Below are 17352 nucleotides of genomic sequence, written 5' to 3' on the forward strand. Positions count from 1 at the left end.
CCCGGGGAGCGTGGAGATGCAGCCCACCGTCACGGCCGACCTCGCGGCCCGACCCGTCGAGGTCGAGCGTCCGCTGCTCAGCTACCGCGACGAGGCGACCGGCGAGCGCGTCGACCTGACCGCCCAGCAGGTCGGTCGGTGGGCGGCGCGCAGCGCGAGCCTGCTGCGGGACGGCTGCGGGCTGGGCCCCGGCAGCCGCGTAGCGGTGCTGCTGCCTCCGCACTGGCGTACCGCCGTGGTGTTGTTGGGCGCGTGGGCTTGCGGCCTGGCGGTGTCGTTCCGGCCGCGCGCCACCGCGGGCCTGGCGGTGCTCGAACCCGGCGGCGACCGTCCGTTCGACGCGGTCTTCGTGACCCCCGAACGGCAGGACGACTGGCTGGAGGACGTGCCGGACGCGACGCACCGCTACCTCGTCGGCACCCGGCCGGGTCGCCTCGCCGACGTGCCTTTGGGCTGGCTGGACTGGTCCGCCGAGGTGCTCCGCCACGGCGACGCCACGCCCGACCACACCGCCATCCGCCCGTCGGACCCGGCCTCCGCGGACGGCACCACCTACGGCCAGTGGGGCGCGCTCGCCCAGGAGTTCGCCACGATGCTGGACCTGCGCGCCGGTGACCGACTGCTGGTGGACGCCGCCGAGACCGAGCAGCCGCTGAAGTGGCTGCTCGCGCCGCTCTCGGCCGGCGCGTCAGTGGTGATCAGCGCCAACCTCGACCCGGCACAGCGGGACGCCATCGTCGCCGCCGAACGGGTGACCCGCGTTCTCTGAACGCTCGACATCCTCGCGCCCGACGTCGTCCTCCTCGGCAACGGCGGCGGCGTCGAACCAGGCCGTCCCGCGGCCCATCCCGGCGCTGACAAGGTGGCCCGCCTGTCGGCGGGCGGGTGGGACAAGGTCCCGGGGCTCACCTCGCTGCGGCCGGCGCAGGTCAACGGCTACCCGGCGTTCATCGTCCACCTCGACGGCGAGCTGGGTACCGTCGTGGCCGTCCGCATCGACGATGGCCTCGTCGCCGGGATCTACGCCGTGCGCAATCCCGCGAAGCTGTCACACATGGAGCGGGAGACCGTCCTGAGCCGCTGACCCCTCGTCGCCCGGTCGCCCAGCGTCGCGGCTGTCTCTACCTTTGGAGTTGATGACGTAGACGATTCAGCGCCGTCGGGCCCACGGCGGGCGTGGCGCGCACGCCGAGGTGTGGTCCGCCGCCAGCGCGCACCGGCCGCGTCCGTGCGGCAGCGGCCGGTCGCAGAAGACCCAGTGTCGTACGCCCTGTTGGTCCTCGGCCGAGACGGTGACCCCGCCGGGCTCGACGTGGGCGCTGAGCCGGGCCAGCACCCGGGTGGCGGTCCGGGCGAAGATCCGGGCCCGGAGCAGGTCAGGTGCGGTCACCGGCAGGTGGATCACCCAGCGCTCGGTCATCGGAAACGGTGGCTCGCCGACTGGGCGCTCTGCCAGGCGCGCAGTGTGTTCTTGATCCGTACGTTCTCCTCCTGCACCGCGACCAGGGCGGTCTGCGCGACGGCAAGTTCGTCGGCCACTCGGTGTAGGAACGCGCGGATCTCGACCGGGTCGAGGCCGCGCCGGCGGACGTTGAAGCACCGCTCCCGGATCTGCCACGGGCGCAGGTTGCGGGGTACTTCGCTCGGCGGCTGTGCTTCCTTGTGCCGGCTCACCAGCCGGTAGATCAGATTTGGCACGAGGTGACCGCCCTTCGTCGGGTCGCCAAGGTGGAAGGGGCGGTCTCCGCCGGTTGCGGGCGGCGGAGACCACCCCGCTCTGCCACCGCAGCCTGGATCGGCGGTACGGCAGCAGGGCCGTTTGTCTGTTGCTGGTGCTGGCACGACTGACCGGGGGTGCCAGCCGTGCCAGCGGTGGTGGATGCCCAACCGGGAGGCCGGCTGCCTACCAGGCGATCCGTTGCCGGGTATCCGTGGAAGCAACCTACAATGCAAAGCATGATAAGTGCAAGTACTGAGCATGCTAAGCAGGCGAAGCCTTGGCCGACGGCGTGTGGGCGTGGGAAGATCTTGGGGCCTACCAGGAGTTGCCATGCCCCGAATCTCAGACCGTCAGCGCATAGCCCAGGACATCCGCGACAAGATCGCGTCCGGGGAGTACGGATCCGGAGCGAAGTTGCCTTCGCTGCGGGAGATGTCTGCGCACTACGGTGTTTCCGCCGAGCCGGTTCGATCCGCGCTACTGATCCTGCAGGCTGAGGGCCTGGTCGAAGGCCACCAAGGCAAGGGCGTGTACGTGACTGGGGCTCGGCCGGCGACCGACTAGCTGACGTTCAACTGCCGACCGGATATCAACGTCTGCTTTCTGCACGGCAGCGATCGACCTCCGATCGCTTGCTGTGTATGGCCGGCTCCAGCCACGACCCCCGCTGGGGGATGCGGTTTCAGCCTGTCGGCTGCTGCCAGCCGGTGTCGGCCAGCGTCAACGAACAGGTGCCGGGCGTCGTCGCTTGAAATTCGGGTCCGGCCCGCATCAAGGCTCGCGCTGCCTTCTTGCTGCCTCACGTGATCGGTCCAGGACCGCGAGTTCGTCGTCGCCTGCGCCGAGTTCCCGTCCCTCTCCTGGCTGGCATCTTCCCAGATCGAGGCTCTGCAGGGGCTCCAGGACCTACTGCGTGAAGTGATCGCGGACATGCAGGAGCAGGGCGAGGCGGTGCCGCAGCCGTTCGCGGAGCGAAGCTACTCAGGCAAGTCGATCTCCGTGTCGGGGAGAGCCTGCATCGCGAACTCGCCATCGAGGCCGCCGAGACCGGGATGAGCCTCAACCAGTACGTCCTCCGCAAGCTCCGCGCCGCCTGAGCAGTCGGACAGCCTCACGGTGTTCCCGTGCCGGCGTAAGGCGCGGTTGATCAACTAACTGTTCACCCCTACAGCGTCCGTCTCTCACCCGGTTTGGCTGGCGAGTTCGCCCAGAGCCGGCAGGGTCAACCAACGGCCGCGCCGCCGGCGTGCCACAGCACCTGTGGACCGGAGCGCTGGCATGGCCCCCACCGCTCGGCCCAGCGGTATCGTGGCGGGTTCCTCCGCGTCGGTGGCGTCCACGTTGACCCATCAACAAGGAGAGACCCCGCCATGACGCACGAGAGACGTGCGCGTAGGAAGCGAACACGCGGAATTTTGTCCGCGGTGGCGCTCATCCTGATCGCCGGACCGGCAACCGCCCTCAACCCCACGCTCGCGGACGCGCAGGCGACCCCGACCAGCGGTAACACCCCACTGATCAACCTCACCAACGGACAGAACGTCGAGGGCAAGCTCCCCGTCGTCGTCGAGCCGGTCACCGAGAACGACTCGGTCACCACCCTCGCGGTCGACGGCGACCGGATCGACGCCGACAAGACCGCCGGCACCGCCCACATTGCCTTCGAGATGGGTGGCAACGGCACCGAGGCCCGCTACCGCAACTACCTCACCGTGAACGACCACACCGCCGAGGCGGACCGGGTCTATCTGCCGGACATTCCAGGCGGGCAGGTCGGCACCCTCGACTTCCCGGGCGACTGGCTGCGCGTCGGCGTGAACACCGTCGCCGTCCACGCCGGAGCGGCCTGGGTCGACACGACCACCAAGACCGCCGTCGGCTACGAGGAGCTGCCGAACGGTGAGGGTGGTCGCTGCCCCAACTACGACGACTACGCGCTGAGCAGCATCAGCCTCAGCCTGCTCGGCGTGGTCGCCGACGGCGAGCAGAACCTGTTCAGCTACAGCTTCGGTGACGGCACCTGCGGCAGCTCAGCGAAGCTGCTCAACCAGGACCTGACCTTCGTGATCTCCGGTGAGCCGGGCGGCACCTCCGGTCTGCGCACCGACCTCGACACCACCAAGCTCAGCAACGGTACGCACACCGTCAGCGCGACGACCCTGTCCGGCGCGAAGACGAGTGTGACGGTCGACGTCAACAACGCACCGGCCGGCGCGGCGGTCGTCACGCCCGGCGACGGCGCTCGCGTACGCGGCACCCAGCCGGTCATCGCCGCGCTCGCATCGGGCGGCAAGGACCGGGTCGAGTCGCTGGCGATCGACGACAAGCCCGCCGAGAACGCGGAGACCCTGGCCGCCGGGACCGCCACCCTCGGCCTCACCGTCGAGGCCGGCAACTCGATCGAGGCGCGGTACCAGAACTACGCGCTGGTCAACGGCCACCGGGTCGACCTCGGCGGGGACTACGGCGCCACCGGCGCGGAGAACGTCACGCTGGCGTTCCCCAACCGGTTCCTGCACCTCGGCGACAACGTGGTCGAGATCCGCACCGGCGACTACAACGGCACGGCGAGCGGGGCGACCTGCGCCAACCACGACGACTTCAAGCTCACCCGGGCCGCGACGAGCCTGACGCTGAGCACGGCGGGCACTGTGACGGCCGGCAGCACGTTCATCGTCACCACCAGCGGAACGACGGTGACGAAGGCGGAGACGACCGCCGCCTCCCTGGCGTTGGGCGACGGCACCTGCGGGCCCAACAAGGAGGCCGAGCTGCACTTCACCATCGCGGACGCGCCGACGACGCGGACCGTCGACACCCTGGCCGCCGGCGGCGACGCGCACCTGAAGATGTTCGTCGGGGGCAACGGCAGCGACAACGGGTACGACAACAAGGTGCTGGTCAACGGCATCCCGCTGGAGATCGGCATGTGGGAGAAGGAGGTCGCCGACCTCAGCTTCCCGAACGAGTGGCTGGTGCCGGGTGTCAACGCGGTCGAGTTCGTGGCGGGCAACGACCGTGGCAGCGCCAAGCCGGGCGGCTGCGACAACTTCGACGACTTCACGCTGCGGGACGTCCAGTTGCTCCCGGCCGGTGCGAAGGCGACGCAGCTGACCCGGTCGATCGCGCAGACGACCGTCACCATCGGTTCGGCCAGCTACCCGGCCGGTTCCCAGGTGACCACGTACGTCGGTGACGGCACCTGTGGCAGCAGCTTCAACGGGGTGCTGACCAAGATGATGATGTTCGACGTCACCGCGCCGGACGGCTCGGCGTTGCCGGCGTTGGGCAGGCGCGCGGACGTCGACACGACGACGATCGCGGACGGCGCCCACACCATCACGGCGGTCGTCGGGGACAAGACGTCGACGCGACGCTTCACCAGCGACAACACCGCCCCGGAGATCGAGAGCAGCGTCCCGGCCGCCGGTCAGCGGCTGACCTCGACGGTTGCGCTCAACGTCAAGATCAAGGACGCCACCGGGTTGGCCGGTACGCCAGTCCTCATGCTGGACGGCGCGGCCGTCAAGCAGGGTGACCAGATCGGCCACGGCCTGCCCGCCGGGGAGCACACGATCGCGGTGACGGCGACCGACGCGCTCGGCAACACCGCCACCCGTGAGGTGCGGTTCAGCAGCGCGAGCATCCCGGACGTCCCGACCGAGCTGAACTCGACCGTCAAGGGCACCGACCCGCTCTCCGCCGAGCTGTCCGCCCGGATTCCCGGCGCGGAGGGTGTCGGGTTGACCGCCACCTTCACCAAGGCCGACGTGGTCCTGCCGACCGCTGGCTACCAGGGCGAGGCGGCCGACGTGCCGACCACGCTCGACGTCCAGCACGACAAGGCCGTCAACGTCGCCTCGCTGCGTCCCCTCGACGGCGCGACGGTCGACAGCGCCTCCGGGCGCGGTGTGGTCTTCCAGCGGTACGACCTGCCGCTGGCCGCGACCAAGCAGGAGCCGACGCTGCGCTGGTCGGGCACCATCGACCCGGCCCGGATCGTGGCGCTGCGGGTCTGGGACCCGGCGGCGAAGCAGTGGGTCGTGCTGACCAGCTCCCGTGGCCAGGCCGGGCAGGACACCGTCCTGACCGCCCAGCTGGAGGCCGGCTACCGCGACGGTGGTGTCGTGCACGTGCTGGTCACCGGTGAGGACCCGTTCGCCGACGACCTGTCCCCGCGCGACTCGACGGCGCAGAACGACAAGGACCGCTTCGAGGACCCCGCGTCGTACGACTTCTCGCTGGCCCACTTCACCGACACCCAGTACGTCACCGAGGGTGCGGCCGGGGGCACGTACGACGACTTCGACGGCAACGCCGAGCCGTCGGACGTCGAGACGGTCGAGGAGCAGGCGATCTGGTCTGCCGCGTACCGCGACCAGGTGCAGTGGATCGCCGACAACGCGGACAGCCGCAAGATTGCGTACACGGCCCACACCGGCGACATCATCGAGAACGACTACTACGACCCGCTGGCGAAGAACCCGGACGGTTCGTTGAAGCGGCCCGGGCTGCACGAGCAGGTGGAGAAGGAACTCGCCGTCGCCTCCGGCTTCCAGAAGATCCTCGACGACAACGGTGTCGTCAACCAGGTCATCGCCGGCAACCACGACGACCAGTTGGGCGCCGAGACCGGCCCGACGTCCCGGTTCAGCCGGACCTTCAGCGCCGACCGGTACTACGGGACGGCGAAGTCCTGGCCGAAGGGCACCGAATACCACGCGTGGGACGAGGTGACCAACGCCGACGGCTCCGTCACGCCCGGCAAGGACAACCAGAACAACTACCTGCTCTTCTCCGCCGGTGGACTGGACTTCGTCGCGGTCGGCCTGTCGTACGGGGTGACGCCGGCCGAGGCCAAGTGGGCTGACTCGATCTTCAAGCGGTACAAGGACCGCAACGGGATCCTGCTCTCCCACGACTACCTGAAGCCGTCGGCCAACCCCGACGGTCGCGGCGCGGACTTCTCCGCACCGGACGGCTCGCCGCTGTTCAAGCAGGTCGTGGAGACCAACCCGAACGTCTTCCTGGTCCTCGCCGGTCACGAGCACGGCGTCGGCACCAACCTGAAGTCGAAGATCGGCGTCACGGTCAGCCACGACGTCGTCGAGCTGCTCGCGGACTACCAGTTCTACACGGTCACCGCCGCCGAACTGTGGCCGCAGCAGGTCGCCGCGGACGGGACCATCGACGTCAACGGGGACGGCACCCCGGACCACAAGGCCACCGACCGGTTGCAGTTCGGCGCGAGCTTCCTGCGCCTGCTGCAGTTCGACGTGGACCGGGCCGAGATGCACATCGACACGTACTCGCCGTTCCTGAAGAACTTCGGGGCGACCGAGTACGACATCCGCCAGGACGGCAGCCAGACCAAGCCGCGCTACAACGGCTCGGAGGACAACCTGACGCTGCCGGTGGACCTCAGCACCCGCAAGACGTCGTTCACCACCGACTCGCTCGCCGCGTACGTGCCGTCCGGCACGATCGGCACCGACGAGGTGACCTCGAACGGGGTGGCCACGACGACCTGGGACAAGCTCCTGCCGGGCACCTCGTACGGCTGGATCGTCTCCGCGAGGAGCGCCGACGGCGGCGAGGCGGTGGCCCAGCCGGCGGTGTTCACGACCGCCAAGCAGGTACCGACGATGACCGTCACCGCCGCTCCCACCGCCTGGGGCACCGCGGCGACGGTGACCGTCAAGGTCGCGGCCGGCAGCACGCCGGTCACCGGCGCGGTGGAGTTGCGCGAGGGTACGACCGTCCGTGGCTCGGCCGCCGTCACCAACGGGGCCGCGACGTTCACCCTCCCGGTGGGCCTGGCGGGCGGCCAGCACACGTTGACCGCGTCGTACCCGGGCAGCGACCAGCTCACCCCGGTCGAGGCCAGCGCCACCCTGACGGTGAACCTGCCGGCGGAGTGGAACCCGTCGACGGTCTACAACGACGGGGACCGCGCCACCTACCAGGGCCGGGTCTTCCGGGCCTCCTGGTACACGAAGAACCAGAAGCCGGGCACCGACCCCAACGGCGCGTGGCAGGAACTCGCCATGACCGAGGACGGCACCTCGATCTGGACCGCGTCGCGGATCTTCAACTCCGGTGACTTCGCCATGTACGACGGCAAGAAGTGGCGGGCCCAGTGGTACACCCGCAACCAGAAGCCGGGTGACCGCAACGGCCCTTGGGAGGAGATCGCGCCCACCCCGCCGGACAACAGCCCGGCGGCCTGGACGCTCACCAAGGTCTACAACGCCGGTGACCGGGTGTCCTTCAAGGGCCACGTGTACGAGGCCAAGTGGTGGACCCGGGGCCAGGAGCCGGGTGACAAGAACGGCCCCTGGAAGCTGATCAAGTAATCAGGTTCGCGTTACGCCGGCCCGGGATCGCATCGGTCCCGGGCCGGTCCCACTCCGGCCCGGCGCCCAGTGAACACTGCGGCCCGGGCCTTGACCGGCTCCGGCCTCGGTGATTGATCGACTCGGTGTTCAGGAAGGCGCGACATCGACGTGCCTCGGATGCCACGACCCTCAGCGAACGGAGTCGATCAGGGCCGGACGGGTGCGTCACTCGTCCGGTGGAGGCCATCCGTTCCACCCGCTCTCACGTTTTTCCTGCTCCTACGCTTCGCCGAAGGCAGGCGCGGCCGGGGTGCCGGCCACTTTCGACACCGGCGGAGGGCAGATGGCATCGAGGCGTACCCGTCGGACTGTTCTTGCGGCGGTGGCCGGTGGGCTGTTCGCCCTCGCGGTGGTCGCGCCCGGCCCGGCGGCGGCGCCACTGCCCCGCGCGGCCCAGGCCGACGGCGACGTGACCCCCGTGTCGAGCGAGCCGCGCCCACCGCAACTCCCGGCGGACTTCCGAGGGGCCGGCCGGTACATCGTGCGGGACCTCGGCATCGACGTGCCGTTCAGCTGGCAGGGCCGTGACGGCAACAGCCAGATGATCGCCGGCGGCCCGGACCACCCGATCTGGTTCACGAACCTGATCTACGAGAACACGCTCTACACGCTCACCTACAAGTGGCCGAACATCCCACTGTTCCCGCCACGCGAGTGCAGCAAGATCCCGGGGTTCTTCAACCGCCAGATCTTCAACGACAAGCTGAAGACGTCTCGTTTCGTCGGGCCGGAGATCCTGCAGGGGGAGAAGGACCGGCACGTCGACCACTGGCGGGTGGGTGTCGTCGGCGGGTCCACAGTGCCGGGGGAGTTCTTCCGGTTCCCGATCGCGCTCGGCGACATCTACGTCGACCAGCGCGACCCGACCCGGTGGTGGCAGGTGTTGCAGTTCGGTCTGCAGAACCTCTTCGACCCCGAGCTGGACGAGTGGTTCACGATGGACACCTTCGAGCACCGCCCCGGTCAGGTGACCCTCCCCGATCGCTGCCCGCCCCCCACGTCCTGACCGGCCGGGCGAGTTGACCAAGAGGTTTGCGTCACCGATCGGCCCGTCGATGACGCAAACCTGTTGAGCACCGCGCGGTCTGGGTGGGGTCAGAGGGCGAAGAGGAGTGCGGCGTTCAGGAGGACGACGACGGCGGTGGCGAAGTGGATGCCGAAGGCGACGGCCTTCGTGCCGCCGTTGCGTAGCACGATGAGGGTGTCACCCAGCGGGACGAGCGCGACGATCAGCATGTACCACGCGACCGCGTCGGCGGTGGTGAAGGCGATCAGGGCGAGGCCGAGCAACCCGAAGGTGAGGTCCTTCAACCCCTTGACCGTCAGGTAGGCGGTGTCGCCATCCGGCTGGGCCGGAACGCCGTACCCCGCAGCGGCGGCCCGGGGCGCCAGCAGGAACCGCGCACCGATGAAGACGACGAAGAGGCTGAGTACGACGGCGAGCCCGTAGGCGAGGGGTGTCAGCACGGATCTGCTCCAATTCCTAGCGCTGCTAGATATATGAGCGACGCTAGCAGATCATCGATAGGAACGCTAGCGGTGCTAGGGTCGCTGTCATGTCGACGCAGGCACGCCGAGAGCGCGAGCGGGCTGATCGGGAACGGGCCATCGTGGCCGCAGCACGCGACCTGGCCCTGGCCGAAGGCTGGGACGCGGTGACCACCCGCCGGCTCGCCGCCGAGATCGAGTACAGCCAGCCCGTCCTCTACAGCCACTTCAAGGGCAAGGACGCCATCATGGCGGCGGTCGCCGTCGAGGGCTTCGCCGACCTGGCAACCGCCCTGGTCTCGGCTCGGGCCTCCGCCGCCGACCCCCGGCAGGCGGTCGCCGACGTGGCAGCCGCGTACGTCGGGTTCGCCCAGCAGCGTCCCGCGATCTACGACGCCATGTTCACCCTCGCCGTGGACCTGCCGTTCGCCAGCCAGGACGTCCCGACCGATCTGGCCCGGGGCTTCGCCGAGTTGGCCGCGACGGTGCGCCCGTTCGCGGGGGACAGCGACCTGGAGGCCATCACCGAGACGTTCTGGGCCGGCCTGCACGGGCTGGTCACACTGATGCGCAGCGGCCGGCTCCGCCGCGCCGACCACGACCGCCGGCTCGCGGTCCTGGTGGACCGCTTCTCCCGGTGAGTGTTGCTGACTACCTGAAGCGCGCTGCGCAGGGCCGCCGGCCAACGTTGCCGGTGGCCGCCGACCACGCCGAACGGCCGATTCGTCTACGACATCAGCTCGATAGTGAGCGCGGAGTGGCCGCTGCGCGGGATCAGTCGACGGTCGGGAGCTTCGGGCCGAGGACGTCGTCGGCGTCGACGATCGTGTACGCGTACCCCTGTTCGGCGAGGAAGCGCTGCCGGTGTGCCGCGTACTCGGTGTCGATCGTGTCCCGGGACACCACGGTGTAGAAGTGCGCCTGCCGGCCGTCGGCCTTCGGCCGGAGCACCCGCCCCAACCGCTGCGCCTCCTCCTGGCGCGACCCGAACGTGCCCGACACCTGGATCGCCACCGCCGCCTCGGGCAGGTCGATGGAGAAGTTGCCGACCTTGGAGATCACCAGTGTGCGCAGCGAGCCGGACCGGAACGCGTCGAACAGCCGCTCCCGCTCCTTGTTGGTGGTCGAACCCTGGATGATCGGCGCGTCCAGATATTCGCCGAGCTGGTGCAACTGGTCGATGTACGCGCCGATCACCAGCACCTGGTCCTCGGGGTGCCGCTCCACGAGCGCGCGAACCACGGGCAGCTTCGTGCGCGCGGTCGCCGCCATCCGGTAACGCTCCTCGGCCTCCGCCGTCGCGTACGACATGCGCTCCGCGTCGGTCAGGGTCACCCGGACCTCGGTGCACTCGGCCGGGGCGATCCAGCCCTGCGACTCGATGTCCTTCCACGGCGCGTCGTACCGCTTCGGGCCGATCAGGCTGAACACGTCACCCTCGCGGCCGTCCTCGCGTACCAGAGTCGCCGTCAGGCCCAGCCGACGGCGGGCCTGGAGGTCCGCGGTGAACCGGAAGATCGGCGCGGGCAGCAGGTGCACCTCGTCGTAGACGACCAGGCCCCAGTCGCGGGCCCCGAACAGGTCCAGGTGGGTGAACGCGCCACCGCGACGCGAGGTGAGCACCTGGTACGTGGCGATGGTGACCGGGCGGATCTCCTTGCGCTCGCCCGAGTACTCGCCGATCTCCTCCTCGGTCAGCGAGGTGCGGGCGATCAGCTCCCGCTTCCACTGCCGGCCGGCCACCGTGTTGGTGACCAGGATCAGCGTGGTCGCCTTCGCCTCGGCCATCGCCGCCGCGCCGACCAGGGTCTTGCCGGCGCCACACGGCAGCACCACCACGCCCGACCCGCCGGCCCAGAACGCCTCCACGGCCTCCCGCTGGTACGACCGCAGCGTCCACGGCCTGCGCCCGTCCTTGCCGGCCTCGGCCAGCTCGATCGGGTGCGCCTCACCGTCGACGTAGCCGGCCAGATCCTCCGCCGGCCAGCCCAGCTTGAGCAACGCCTGCTTGAGCCGGCCACGCTCGGACGGGTGCACCCGGATGGTGTCGTCGTCGATCTTGTCGCCGAGCATCCCGGCGAGCTTCTTGCTCTTCGCCACCTCGATCAGCACCAGCCGGTCCAGCGCGCGCAGCACCAGCCCGTACGCCGGGTCGTTGGCGAGCTGGAGCCGGCCGTACCGGTCCATCGTCTCGGCCACGTCCACCAGCAGCGCGTGCGGCACCGGGTAGCGGGAGTACTTCAGCAGCGAGTCGACCACACCCTCGGCGTCGTGCCCCGCCGCGCGGGCGTTCCACAGCCCCAGCGGCGTCAGCCGGTACGTGTGCACGTGCTCCGGCGAGCGCTCCAACTCGGCGAAGGGCGCGATCGCCATCCGGCAGGCCTGCGCGTCGGGGTGGTCGATCTCCAGCAGCAGGGTCTTGTCCGACTGCACGATCAGTGGTCCACCGCTCACGCCAGCGTCCTCTCCTCGGTTGGTCTTCGGCCCGGGCGGGTGCATTCCCGCAGATGGCCGACCATCCAGTGTTGCACGGGGCGGGATGTCCGAAGAAAGATGCTCACCGGGTGCAACCGTGACGGCACTCACGAACGTCTAGCAAAGGGACGACGGCCTGGGAGGTGCCTCGAAGCGTTTGTGGAGCACCTCCCGGCTTGTCGTCCTGCTGGTGGTCGTGCTGGTCGGTTCCGGTGCGTGCACGTTCGATCCGCAGTCCGGTGGGAGTGGTGGCGGGGGAGCCGCCCCAGCCGGCGCGGCGGGACAGGCAACGGGGGCGAGCGGCCCGCCCGGGCCGGACCAGCACGGCCGCGACACGGCGGCGAATCGGGGGTTTAACCCCTGTCCGACCGGTCCAACGAGTGTCACCCTGGGAGTCCAGGACCAGACCGGGCGGGGAGGCTGGGCATGACGGTCGACCGTGACGTGATCGCGGAACACGAGCAGGCACCACCCGACGAGGTGTCGCGAGCGACGGTGATCGCGTACGCCGTCGCGGCGACACTCCTCCTCGGGTGGTTCCTCTTCGGCTGGCTGGTGCTGCGGCAGGGCTTCGTCGACTCGGTCGGGGAGTCCGCCGGTGCCGGCTTCGCGCTACTTCTGATCATCTCGGTGGTCGGCACCGTGCGCCGGAGTCGCAGCCGCAGTCGCCGCTGACCGACAACGCCCGCGGTGGCGCTGGTGTCAGCCGGCCCGAGCCGGTCAGTCCGCCACCACCGCCGCGGTGATCCGGTGCAGCGCGAACGTGTGCAGCATCTCGGTCCGTTCGTCCTCGGCGCGCAGATAGCCGGCGCCGATCGAGACCGGCTTGACCAGGCGGGACGCGGTCGCCCCGTGAGCGTCGACGTAACCGACCCAGACCAGCGCCTTGTCCCGCACCGCCTGCTGGAGCACCGCCAGGGCCTCGCTGTGCGTGTGCGCCGGCACCGGGCCGCCGCCCAGCCCCGCCGCACCGCCACGCACCACCGCCGGTGCCCGTCGGGCCGCCCGCGCCGCCGCGTCACCCCGCCGGATGTGCTCCACCACACCGAGCAGCCGTGGCATGGGCAGCTTCGGGGTGGCCAACGGGTCGAGCGTCCGGGTGGTCACCGACCCCCGAGCCGGGGCCCGGCGGATCCGTGGCCGGGCCAGCACGGTGCTGCCGCTGCCGTCCTCCTGCACCGGGGCGTACCCGGCGTCGCGCAGCGCACCCAGCAGCCGACCGACCTGGTACTGCGTACACAGCACCGTCGGCGCGAGCCGTCGCAGCGCCAACGACTCCAGCCGACGGTCCGCCAGCACCTCGCTGAGCAGGGCCTCGTCGTCGCTGCGCAGGTACGCCCCGGCCAGGCCGACCCGCAGCCCACCGTGTTTACGGGCCACGTCGTCCACCAAGTAGGTGAGGCCCTGCGGCACCGGAGTACGTGACCGTCGCCGGAACACGTCGTGCAGGTCGTCGGCCGTGTAGCCGGAATCCAGCGCGCGCCGCACGCTCGCCGTGGTCACCCGGTGCACGCTGGCCCCGCCGGCCGACTCGAGTTCGGTCATCGCCTCCAACTCGGCGGAGAGCGCCGGTTCGGGTGGCCCGGGCACCACCACGGTCAGGTCGGCCTGCACCAGGAAGTGGTCGACCGGGGCGGGCAGCAGCGCGTCCAACGCCCGGGCGGTACTGGACGGGTCGCCGCTCTCGACGTCAGCGTGCACGCCCAGCGGGTCCTCGTCGCCCCGCTCGCCGGCCGACGTCAGGTCACCGAGCAGCAGCCGACCGTACGAGGTGAGCGCCCCCAACCCGGTGACGCCCAACTGCGCGGCCTCGGCCAGCACCTCCCGGTGCGCGGCGTCCCGGCCCCGGCTGCGTCGTGGCGCCCGCCAGTCGAGCAGGTCCTGCACCTCGTCGGGGGTGGGCGCGGTCGCCGACTCCAGGTCGGCGAGTACGCCGAGCACGGCCCGCCGGACGGCGGGCACACCCGCCCGTTCGGCCTCGGAGGAGAGCGCGGTGATCGGTCGGTCCCGGTCGTCCCGGCGGCCGACCAGCCCCACCTGCCGAGTCATGGTCAACCAGGCGCGGGCCAACTGCTCCCAGCGTTGGGCCAGTGAGCCGGCCCGCCACACCTCGTACCCGCCGGTCGGCAGCACCTGCTGATCAGCCCCGTACCGGCCGGTGGCCGCACCCGGGATCTCCAACTCGCCGAGGAGCCCCGCCGCGTACGCCACCTCCAGCAGCAACGCGGTCGTCGGTTCGTCCAGCCCGGCGGTGCGCGCCAGCCGCCGCAGGTCCCGTACGCCGATGCCGCCCGAGCGCAGCACCGGCGCGGGCTCGTCAGCGAGCTGCTCCAACAGCCCTTCGGTGTGCCGGACCACCTCCATCGTCTGCCCGGCGCCGGCCGAGTCGACGGCCTTCGGTTCGCGTGGCGCGCCGGCAACCGGCGGTGGGCTGGTGCGCAGTGGGCCGAGGGGGCCGCTGTCGCGCCGCAGCAGCAGACCGACCTCGCGGGGCAGCTCCACCGTGCCGCTGGCCGTCGCCGAGCCGGTCGTCACGGGGACCAGCAGCCGGCTGTCGACCAGCCAGCGCACCGGGGAGCCGGCCGGGGCGCCACCGTTTGTCGGGTCGGAGAGGACCGGGTCCTCCGCGCCGAGTGGTGGCGCCTGCAACGCGCCCGGAGGCACGCTGCCCACCGGGGGGCCGGCAGCCAGGCGGTCCAGGATCGCCCGGGCCGAGGGCGGGGCGGCGAGCAGCGTCCGGCGCAGTTTCGCCGGGTCCGCGCAGAGCGCGGCCGTACGGGGGTCCAGCTCCTCGGCCGGCCGGCCGAGCCCAGCGGGGTACGGGGCGACTTCGTCGACGGCGGGCACCACCTCGAGCGCGTGCTCCGGGCCGTACAGCAGAAAGAGCGCACGCAGTCGACCCACGGCGGCCCGGACGGCGGTCGGAGCCGGCGGGTGCGGCCCGGAGGTCGCCATGGCCAGCACGGCGTCGGTGGCCGTGGTGCCGTCGTCCGGGTTCCGGGTGAGGCGGGCGGCGTCGAGGATCTGGAGGGTGAACTGGTCCAGCCCGTCCAGCGCGCGAGCCACCGAGACCCGGGACTGGGCCCGGATGGCCAGGGCGGAGATGTCGGCTGGCACGGGCACGACGAGGTCGGGCCGCAGCTGCAGGAGTGCGGCCAGTGACTCGTCGGGCAGCGACCGCAGGTGGTCGGCGAGTGAGGTGGTCATCGTCTTTCCACGCTAGCCCGGCACCGGGCTTCCGCGCCCCTCGGACGTTCGGCCGGACGGGAGTCGCCGGGTACGTTTCTCGGCATGCCCGCACTGACCGTCGGATTCGATCTCGACATGACCCTGGTCGACTCCCGCCCCGGCATCGCCGCGACCTTCCGGGCGTTGACCGCGCGGACGGGCGTGCCGGTGGACGCCGAGCTGGCGGTGTCCCGGCTCGGGCCGCCGCTGCGCACCGAGCTGGCGCACTGGTTCCCGCCGGGGCAGCTCGAGTCGGCCGTAGGCGAGTACCGCGAGCTGTACCCGGCGTACGCGATCACCCCGACGGTCCCGATGCCCGGTGCGCGCGAGGCGATCGACGCGGTCCGTGCGCGAGGCGGCCGTGTGCTGGTCGTCACCGCCAAGATGGGCCGTCTGGCCCGGCTGCACCTGGACCACCTCGGTCTTCTGGTCGACGAGCTGGCTGGTGACCTGTTCGCCGAGCAGAAGGCCACCGCCCTGCGCGAGCACGGCGCCACCCACTACGTCGGTGACCATGTCGCGGACATGGTGGCAGCGGGGGTGGCCGGGGTGCCCGGTATCGGCGTAGCGAGCGGCCCCTGCTCCCGGGAAGAGCTGCTCACGGCCGGCGCGAGCGTGGTGCTCGACGATCTTCGCGGATTCCCAGGGGCGCTCGACGGCATGATCCAGCTAGCCTTGGAGCAGTAGCGGCTCAAGTGAAGCAGGGGTTTTCAGGTGCCTACGGGTCGAGTGAAGTGGTACGACACGGCCAAGGGATACGGCTTCGTCACGAGTGACGAGGGCGGCGACGTGTTCCTGCCCAAGGGGGCGCTGCCGGCGGGTGTCACCGACCTCAAGGGTGGCCAGCGGGTCGACTTCAGCGTGGTGGACAGCCGCCGGGGCGCGCAGGCCATGGGCGTCAAGCTGTTGGACGCGCCGCCGTCGATGGCGGAGTTGCGCCGCCGACCGGCCGAGGAGTTGCACGGCCTCGTCGAGGACATGATCAAGGTGCTGGAGGCCAAGGTCCAGCCTGACCTGCGCCGGGGCCGGTACCCGGACAAGAAGACCGCGCAGAAGATCGCTCAGCTGGTCCACGCGGTCGCGCGCGAGCTGGAGGTCTGAGGCACCAGGCCGGCGGTGGCGGCCCGGTCGAGCAGTGCCGCCACCGCGGCGAAACCGGCCTCACCCAGGTCGGCGGTGAACTCGTTGACGTAGAGGCCGATGTGCCGGTCCACCACGTCGAGCTCCATTTCCTGGGCGTGCGCCAACACGTACTCCCGGCTGGCCGCCGGGTCCGCCCAGGCCTGCCGGACGGACTCGCGGACCCAGCCGGCCGCGGCCTCCGGGTCGACGGCGCCGCGACGGGCCAGGATCGCCCCGAGCGGAATGGGTAGGCCGGTGTCGGCCTCCCACCACTCGCCGAGGTCGACCAGCGCGGTCAGGCCGTGCCGGTGGTAGGTGAACCGGGCCTCGTGGATGACCAGCCCAGCGTCGTAACGGCCAGCCGCGATGCCCGGCATGATCTCGTGGAACGGGACCACCTCGATCCGGGCCGGCGGCTGTCCGGCCGACCAGAGTCGGAACAGCAGGTACGCGGTGGTCCGGTCGCCCGGCACCGCCACCGTGGCGCCGGTCAGGTCGGTGCGGTCGCCCCGGGTGAGCACTAGTGGGCCACAGCCGCGACCGAGCGCGCCACCGCAGGGCAGCAGGTGGTAGTCGTCGAGCAGCCAGGGCAGCGCCGCGAAGCTCACCTTGACCAGGTCGAAGGCGCCCTTCTCGGCCGCCGTGTTGGTCACGTCCACGTCCGCGTAGGTCACCTCGACCGGCGGCGCGCCGGGCACCCGACCGTGCACCAGCGCGTGGAAGACGAACGTGTCGTTGGGGCAGGGCGAGATCGCCAGGGAGAGCGCCACGTCCCTCACGGTAGCCCTGCCCCCGCGTCGCGGCCCGTGCCCACCCCCGCCCACTGTGATCCATGACAGCTTGGGGGCTGGCCTGGCCTGGTCGGGCCTGGCCTGGCCTGGTCGGTCGGGTCGGCGGCGAAGGCGGTCGACGACGCCAGCG

The 17352-nt window shown here is 70.9% G+C and carries 16 protein-coding genes; 10 read left to right on the forward strand and 6 right to left on the reverse strand.

Annotated elements, in window-relative coordinates; genetic code table 11:
- Nucleotides 1-16 precede the first annotated feature (16 nt).
- Both O7614_RS03775 and O7614_RS03780 read left to right on the forward strand, forming a co-directional pair.
- Nucleotides 17-769, forward strand: coding sequence for a TIGR03089 family protein (locus O7614_RS03775; RefSeq protein ID WP_278137097.1), 753 nt, complete (start codon nt 17-19; stop codon nt 767-769).
- A gap of 93 nt (nt 770-862) precedes the next feature.
- Entirely contained in the window at nt 863-1084 is a 222-nt protein-coding gene (locus O7614_RS03780; protein WP_278137098.1) for a hypothetical protein, read from the forward strand.
- Between the two features lie 66 nt (nt 1085-1150).
- Here O7614_RS03780 and O7614_RS03785 read toward each other — a convergent pair whose 3' ends face one another.
- Nucleotides 1151-1420, reverse strand: a complete 270-nt coding sequence (locus O7614_RS03785; protein ID WP_278137099.1) for a hypothetical protein — start codon at nt 1418-1420, stop codon at nt 1151-1153.
- Complete coding sequence (locus O7614_RS03790) at nt 1417-1686, reverse strand: DivIVA domain-containing protein (RefSeq protein WP_278142138.1); 270 nt, start codon at nt 1684-1686, stop codon at nt 1417-1419. Before O7614_RS03790 ends, O7614_RS03785 begins: the two co-directional genes overlap by 4 nt.
- A 364-nt stretch (nt 1687-2050) precedes the next feature.
- Here O7614_RS03790 and O7614_RS03795 point away from each other — a divergent pair, with 364 nt between their 5' ends.
- From O7614_RS03795 to O7614_RS03810, 4 genes are all read left to right on the forward strand, one after another.
- Complete coding sequence (locus O7614_RS03795) at nt 2051-2284, forward strand: winged helix-turn-helix domain-containing protein (RefSeq protein WP_278137100.1); 234 nt, start codon at nt 2051-2053, stop codon at nt 2282-2284.
- 467 nt (nt 2285-2751) lie between these two features.
- Nucleotides 2752-2817: a hypothetical protein gene (locus tag O7614_RS03800; RefSeq protein ID WP_278142139.1), complete on the forward strand. Its 66-nt coding sequence runs from the start codon at nt 2752-2754 to the stop codon at nt 2815-2817.
- Nucleotides 2818-3144: 327 nt separating this feature from the next.
- A complete protein-coding gene (locus O7614_RS03805; RefSeq protein ID WP_278137101.1) occupies nt 3145-8076 on the forward strand; it encodes a carbohydrate-binding protein in 4932 nt (1643 codons plus the stop codon).
- 325 nt (nt 8077-8401) lie between these two features.
- Complete coding sequence (locus tag O7614_RS03810) at nt 8402-9124, forward strand: hypothetical protein (RefSeq protein ID WP_278137102.1); 723 nt, start codon at nt 8402-8404, stop codon at nt 9122-9124.
- An 89-nt stretch (nt 9125-9213) separates the two neighbouring features.
- Here the strand turns inward: O7614_RS03810 and O7614_RS03815 are convergent, their stop codons facing one another.
- Nucleotides 9214-9585 (reverse strand): DUF4267 domain-containing protein, encoded by a 372-nt coding sequence (locus O7614_RS03815; protein ID WP_278137103.1) that lies wholly within the window; start codon nt 9583-9585, stop codon nt 9214-9216.
- Between the two features lie 89 nt (nt 9586-9674).
- Here O7614_RS03815 and O7614_RS03820 point away from each other — a divergent pair, with 89 nt between their 5' ends.
- The gene (locus O7614_RS03820) at nt 9675-10247 is read left to right on the forward strand and encodes a TetR/AcrR family transcriptional regulator (RefSeq protein ID WP_278137104.1); all 573 of its coding nucleotides are present in this window, start codon (nt 9675-9677) and stop codon (nt 10245-10247) included.
- Nucleotides 10248-10380: 133 nt separating this feature from the next.
- On the opposite strand, the gene O7614_RS03825 is transcribed toward O7614_RS03820, so the two are convergent.
- Nucleotides 10381-12060, reverse strand: a complete 1680-nt coding sequence (locus O7614_RS03825) for a DNA repair helicase XPB (RefSeq protein ID WP_278137105.1) — start codon at nt 12058-12060, stop codon at nt 10381-10383.
- Nucleotides 12061-12507: 447 nt separating this feature from the next.
- Between O7614_RS03825 and O7614_RS03830 the strand changes: the two genes are divergently transcribed.
- The gene (locus O7614_RS03830) at nt 12508-12756 is read left to right on the forward strand and encodes a hypothetical protein (protein WP_278137106.1); all 249 of its coding nucleotides are present in this window, start codon (nt 12508-12510) and stop codon (nt 12754-12756) included.
- 45 nt (nt 12757-12801) lie between these two features.
- Here O7614_RS03830 and O7614_RS03835 read toward each other — a convergent pair whose 3' ends face one another.
- The gene (locus O7614_RS03835; protein WP_278137107.1) at nt 12802-15288 is read right to left on the reverse strand and encodes a helicase-associated domain-containing protein; all 2487 of its coding nucleotides are present in this window, start codon (nt 15286-15288) and stop codon (nt 12802-12804) included.
- An 84-nt stretch (nt 15289-15372) separates the two neighbouring features.
- Here O7614_RS03835 and O7614_RS03840 point away from each other — a divergent pair, with 84 nt between their 5' ends.
- Both O7614_RS03840 and O7614_RS03845 read left to right on the forward strand, forming a co-directional pair.
- Nucleotides 15373-15996 (forward strand): HAD family hydrolase, encoded by a 624-nt coding sequence (locus tag O7614_RS03840; protein WP_278137108.1) that lies wholly within the window; start codon nt 15373-15375, stop codon nt 15994-15996.
- Between the two features lie 27 nt (nt 15997-16023).
- Nucleotides 16024-16410: a cold shock domain-containing protein gene (locus O7614_RS03845; protein WP_088986676.1), complete on the forward strand. Its 387-nt coding sequence runs from the start codon at nt 16024-16026 to the stop codon at nt 16408-16410.
- On the opposite strand, the gene O7614_RS03850 is transcribed toward O7614_RS03845, so the two are convergent.
- Complete coding sequence (locus tag O7614_RS03850) at nt 16371-17201, reverse strand: 1,4-dihydroxy-6-naphthoate synthase (RefSeq protein WP_278137109.1); 831 nt, start codon at nt 17199-17201, stop codon at nt 16371-16373. The genes O7614_RS03845 and O7614_RS03850 overlap by 40 nt on opposite strands.
- Nucleotides 17202-17352 lie beyond the last annotated feature (151 nt).

Origin of the sequence: Micromonospora sp. WMMD961 (assembly GCF_029626145.1) — a bacterium.
In the GTDB taxonomy this organism is placed as follows: domain Bacteria; phylum Actinomycetota; class Actinomycetes; order Mycobacteriales; family Micromonosporaceae; genus Micromonospora.

Excerpts from the sequence above, each read along its gene's own strand:
- O7614_RS03795 (WP_278137100.1), top strand. The coding sequence starts at position 2,051 with ATGCCCCGAATCTCAGACCGTCAGCGCATAGCCCAGGACATCCGCGAC.
- O7614_RS03775 (WP_278137097.1), top strand. The coding sequence starts at position 17 with ATGCAGCCCACCGTCACGGCCGACCTCGCGGCCCGACCCGTCGAGGTC.
- O7614_RS03830 (WP_278137106.1), top strand. The coding sequence starts at position 12,508 with ATGACGGTCGACCGTGACGTGATCGCGGAACACGAGCAGGCACCACCC.
- O7614_RS03810 (WP_278137102.1), top strand. The coding sequence starts at position 8,402 with ATGGCATCGAGGCGTACCCGTCGGACTGTTCTTGCGGCGGTGGCCGGT.
- O7614_RS03785 (WP_278137099.1), bottom strand. The coding sequence starts at position 1,420 with ATGACCGAGCGCTGGGTGATCCACCTGCCGGTGACCGCACCTGACCTG.
- O7614_RS03820 (WP_278137104.1), top strand. The coding sequence starts at position 9,675 with ATGTCGACGCAGGCACGCCGAGAGCGCGAGCGGGCTGATCGGGAACGG.
- O7614_RS03840 (WP_278137108.1), top strand. The coding sequence starts at position 15,373 with ATGCCCGCACTGACCGTCGGATTCGATCTCGACATGACCCTGGTCGAC.
- O7614_RS03835 (WP_278137107.1), bottom strand. The coding sequence starts at position 15,288 with ATGACCACCTCACTCGCCGACCACCTGCGGTCGCTGCCCGACGAGTCA.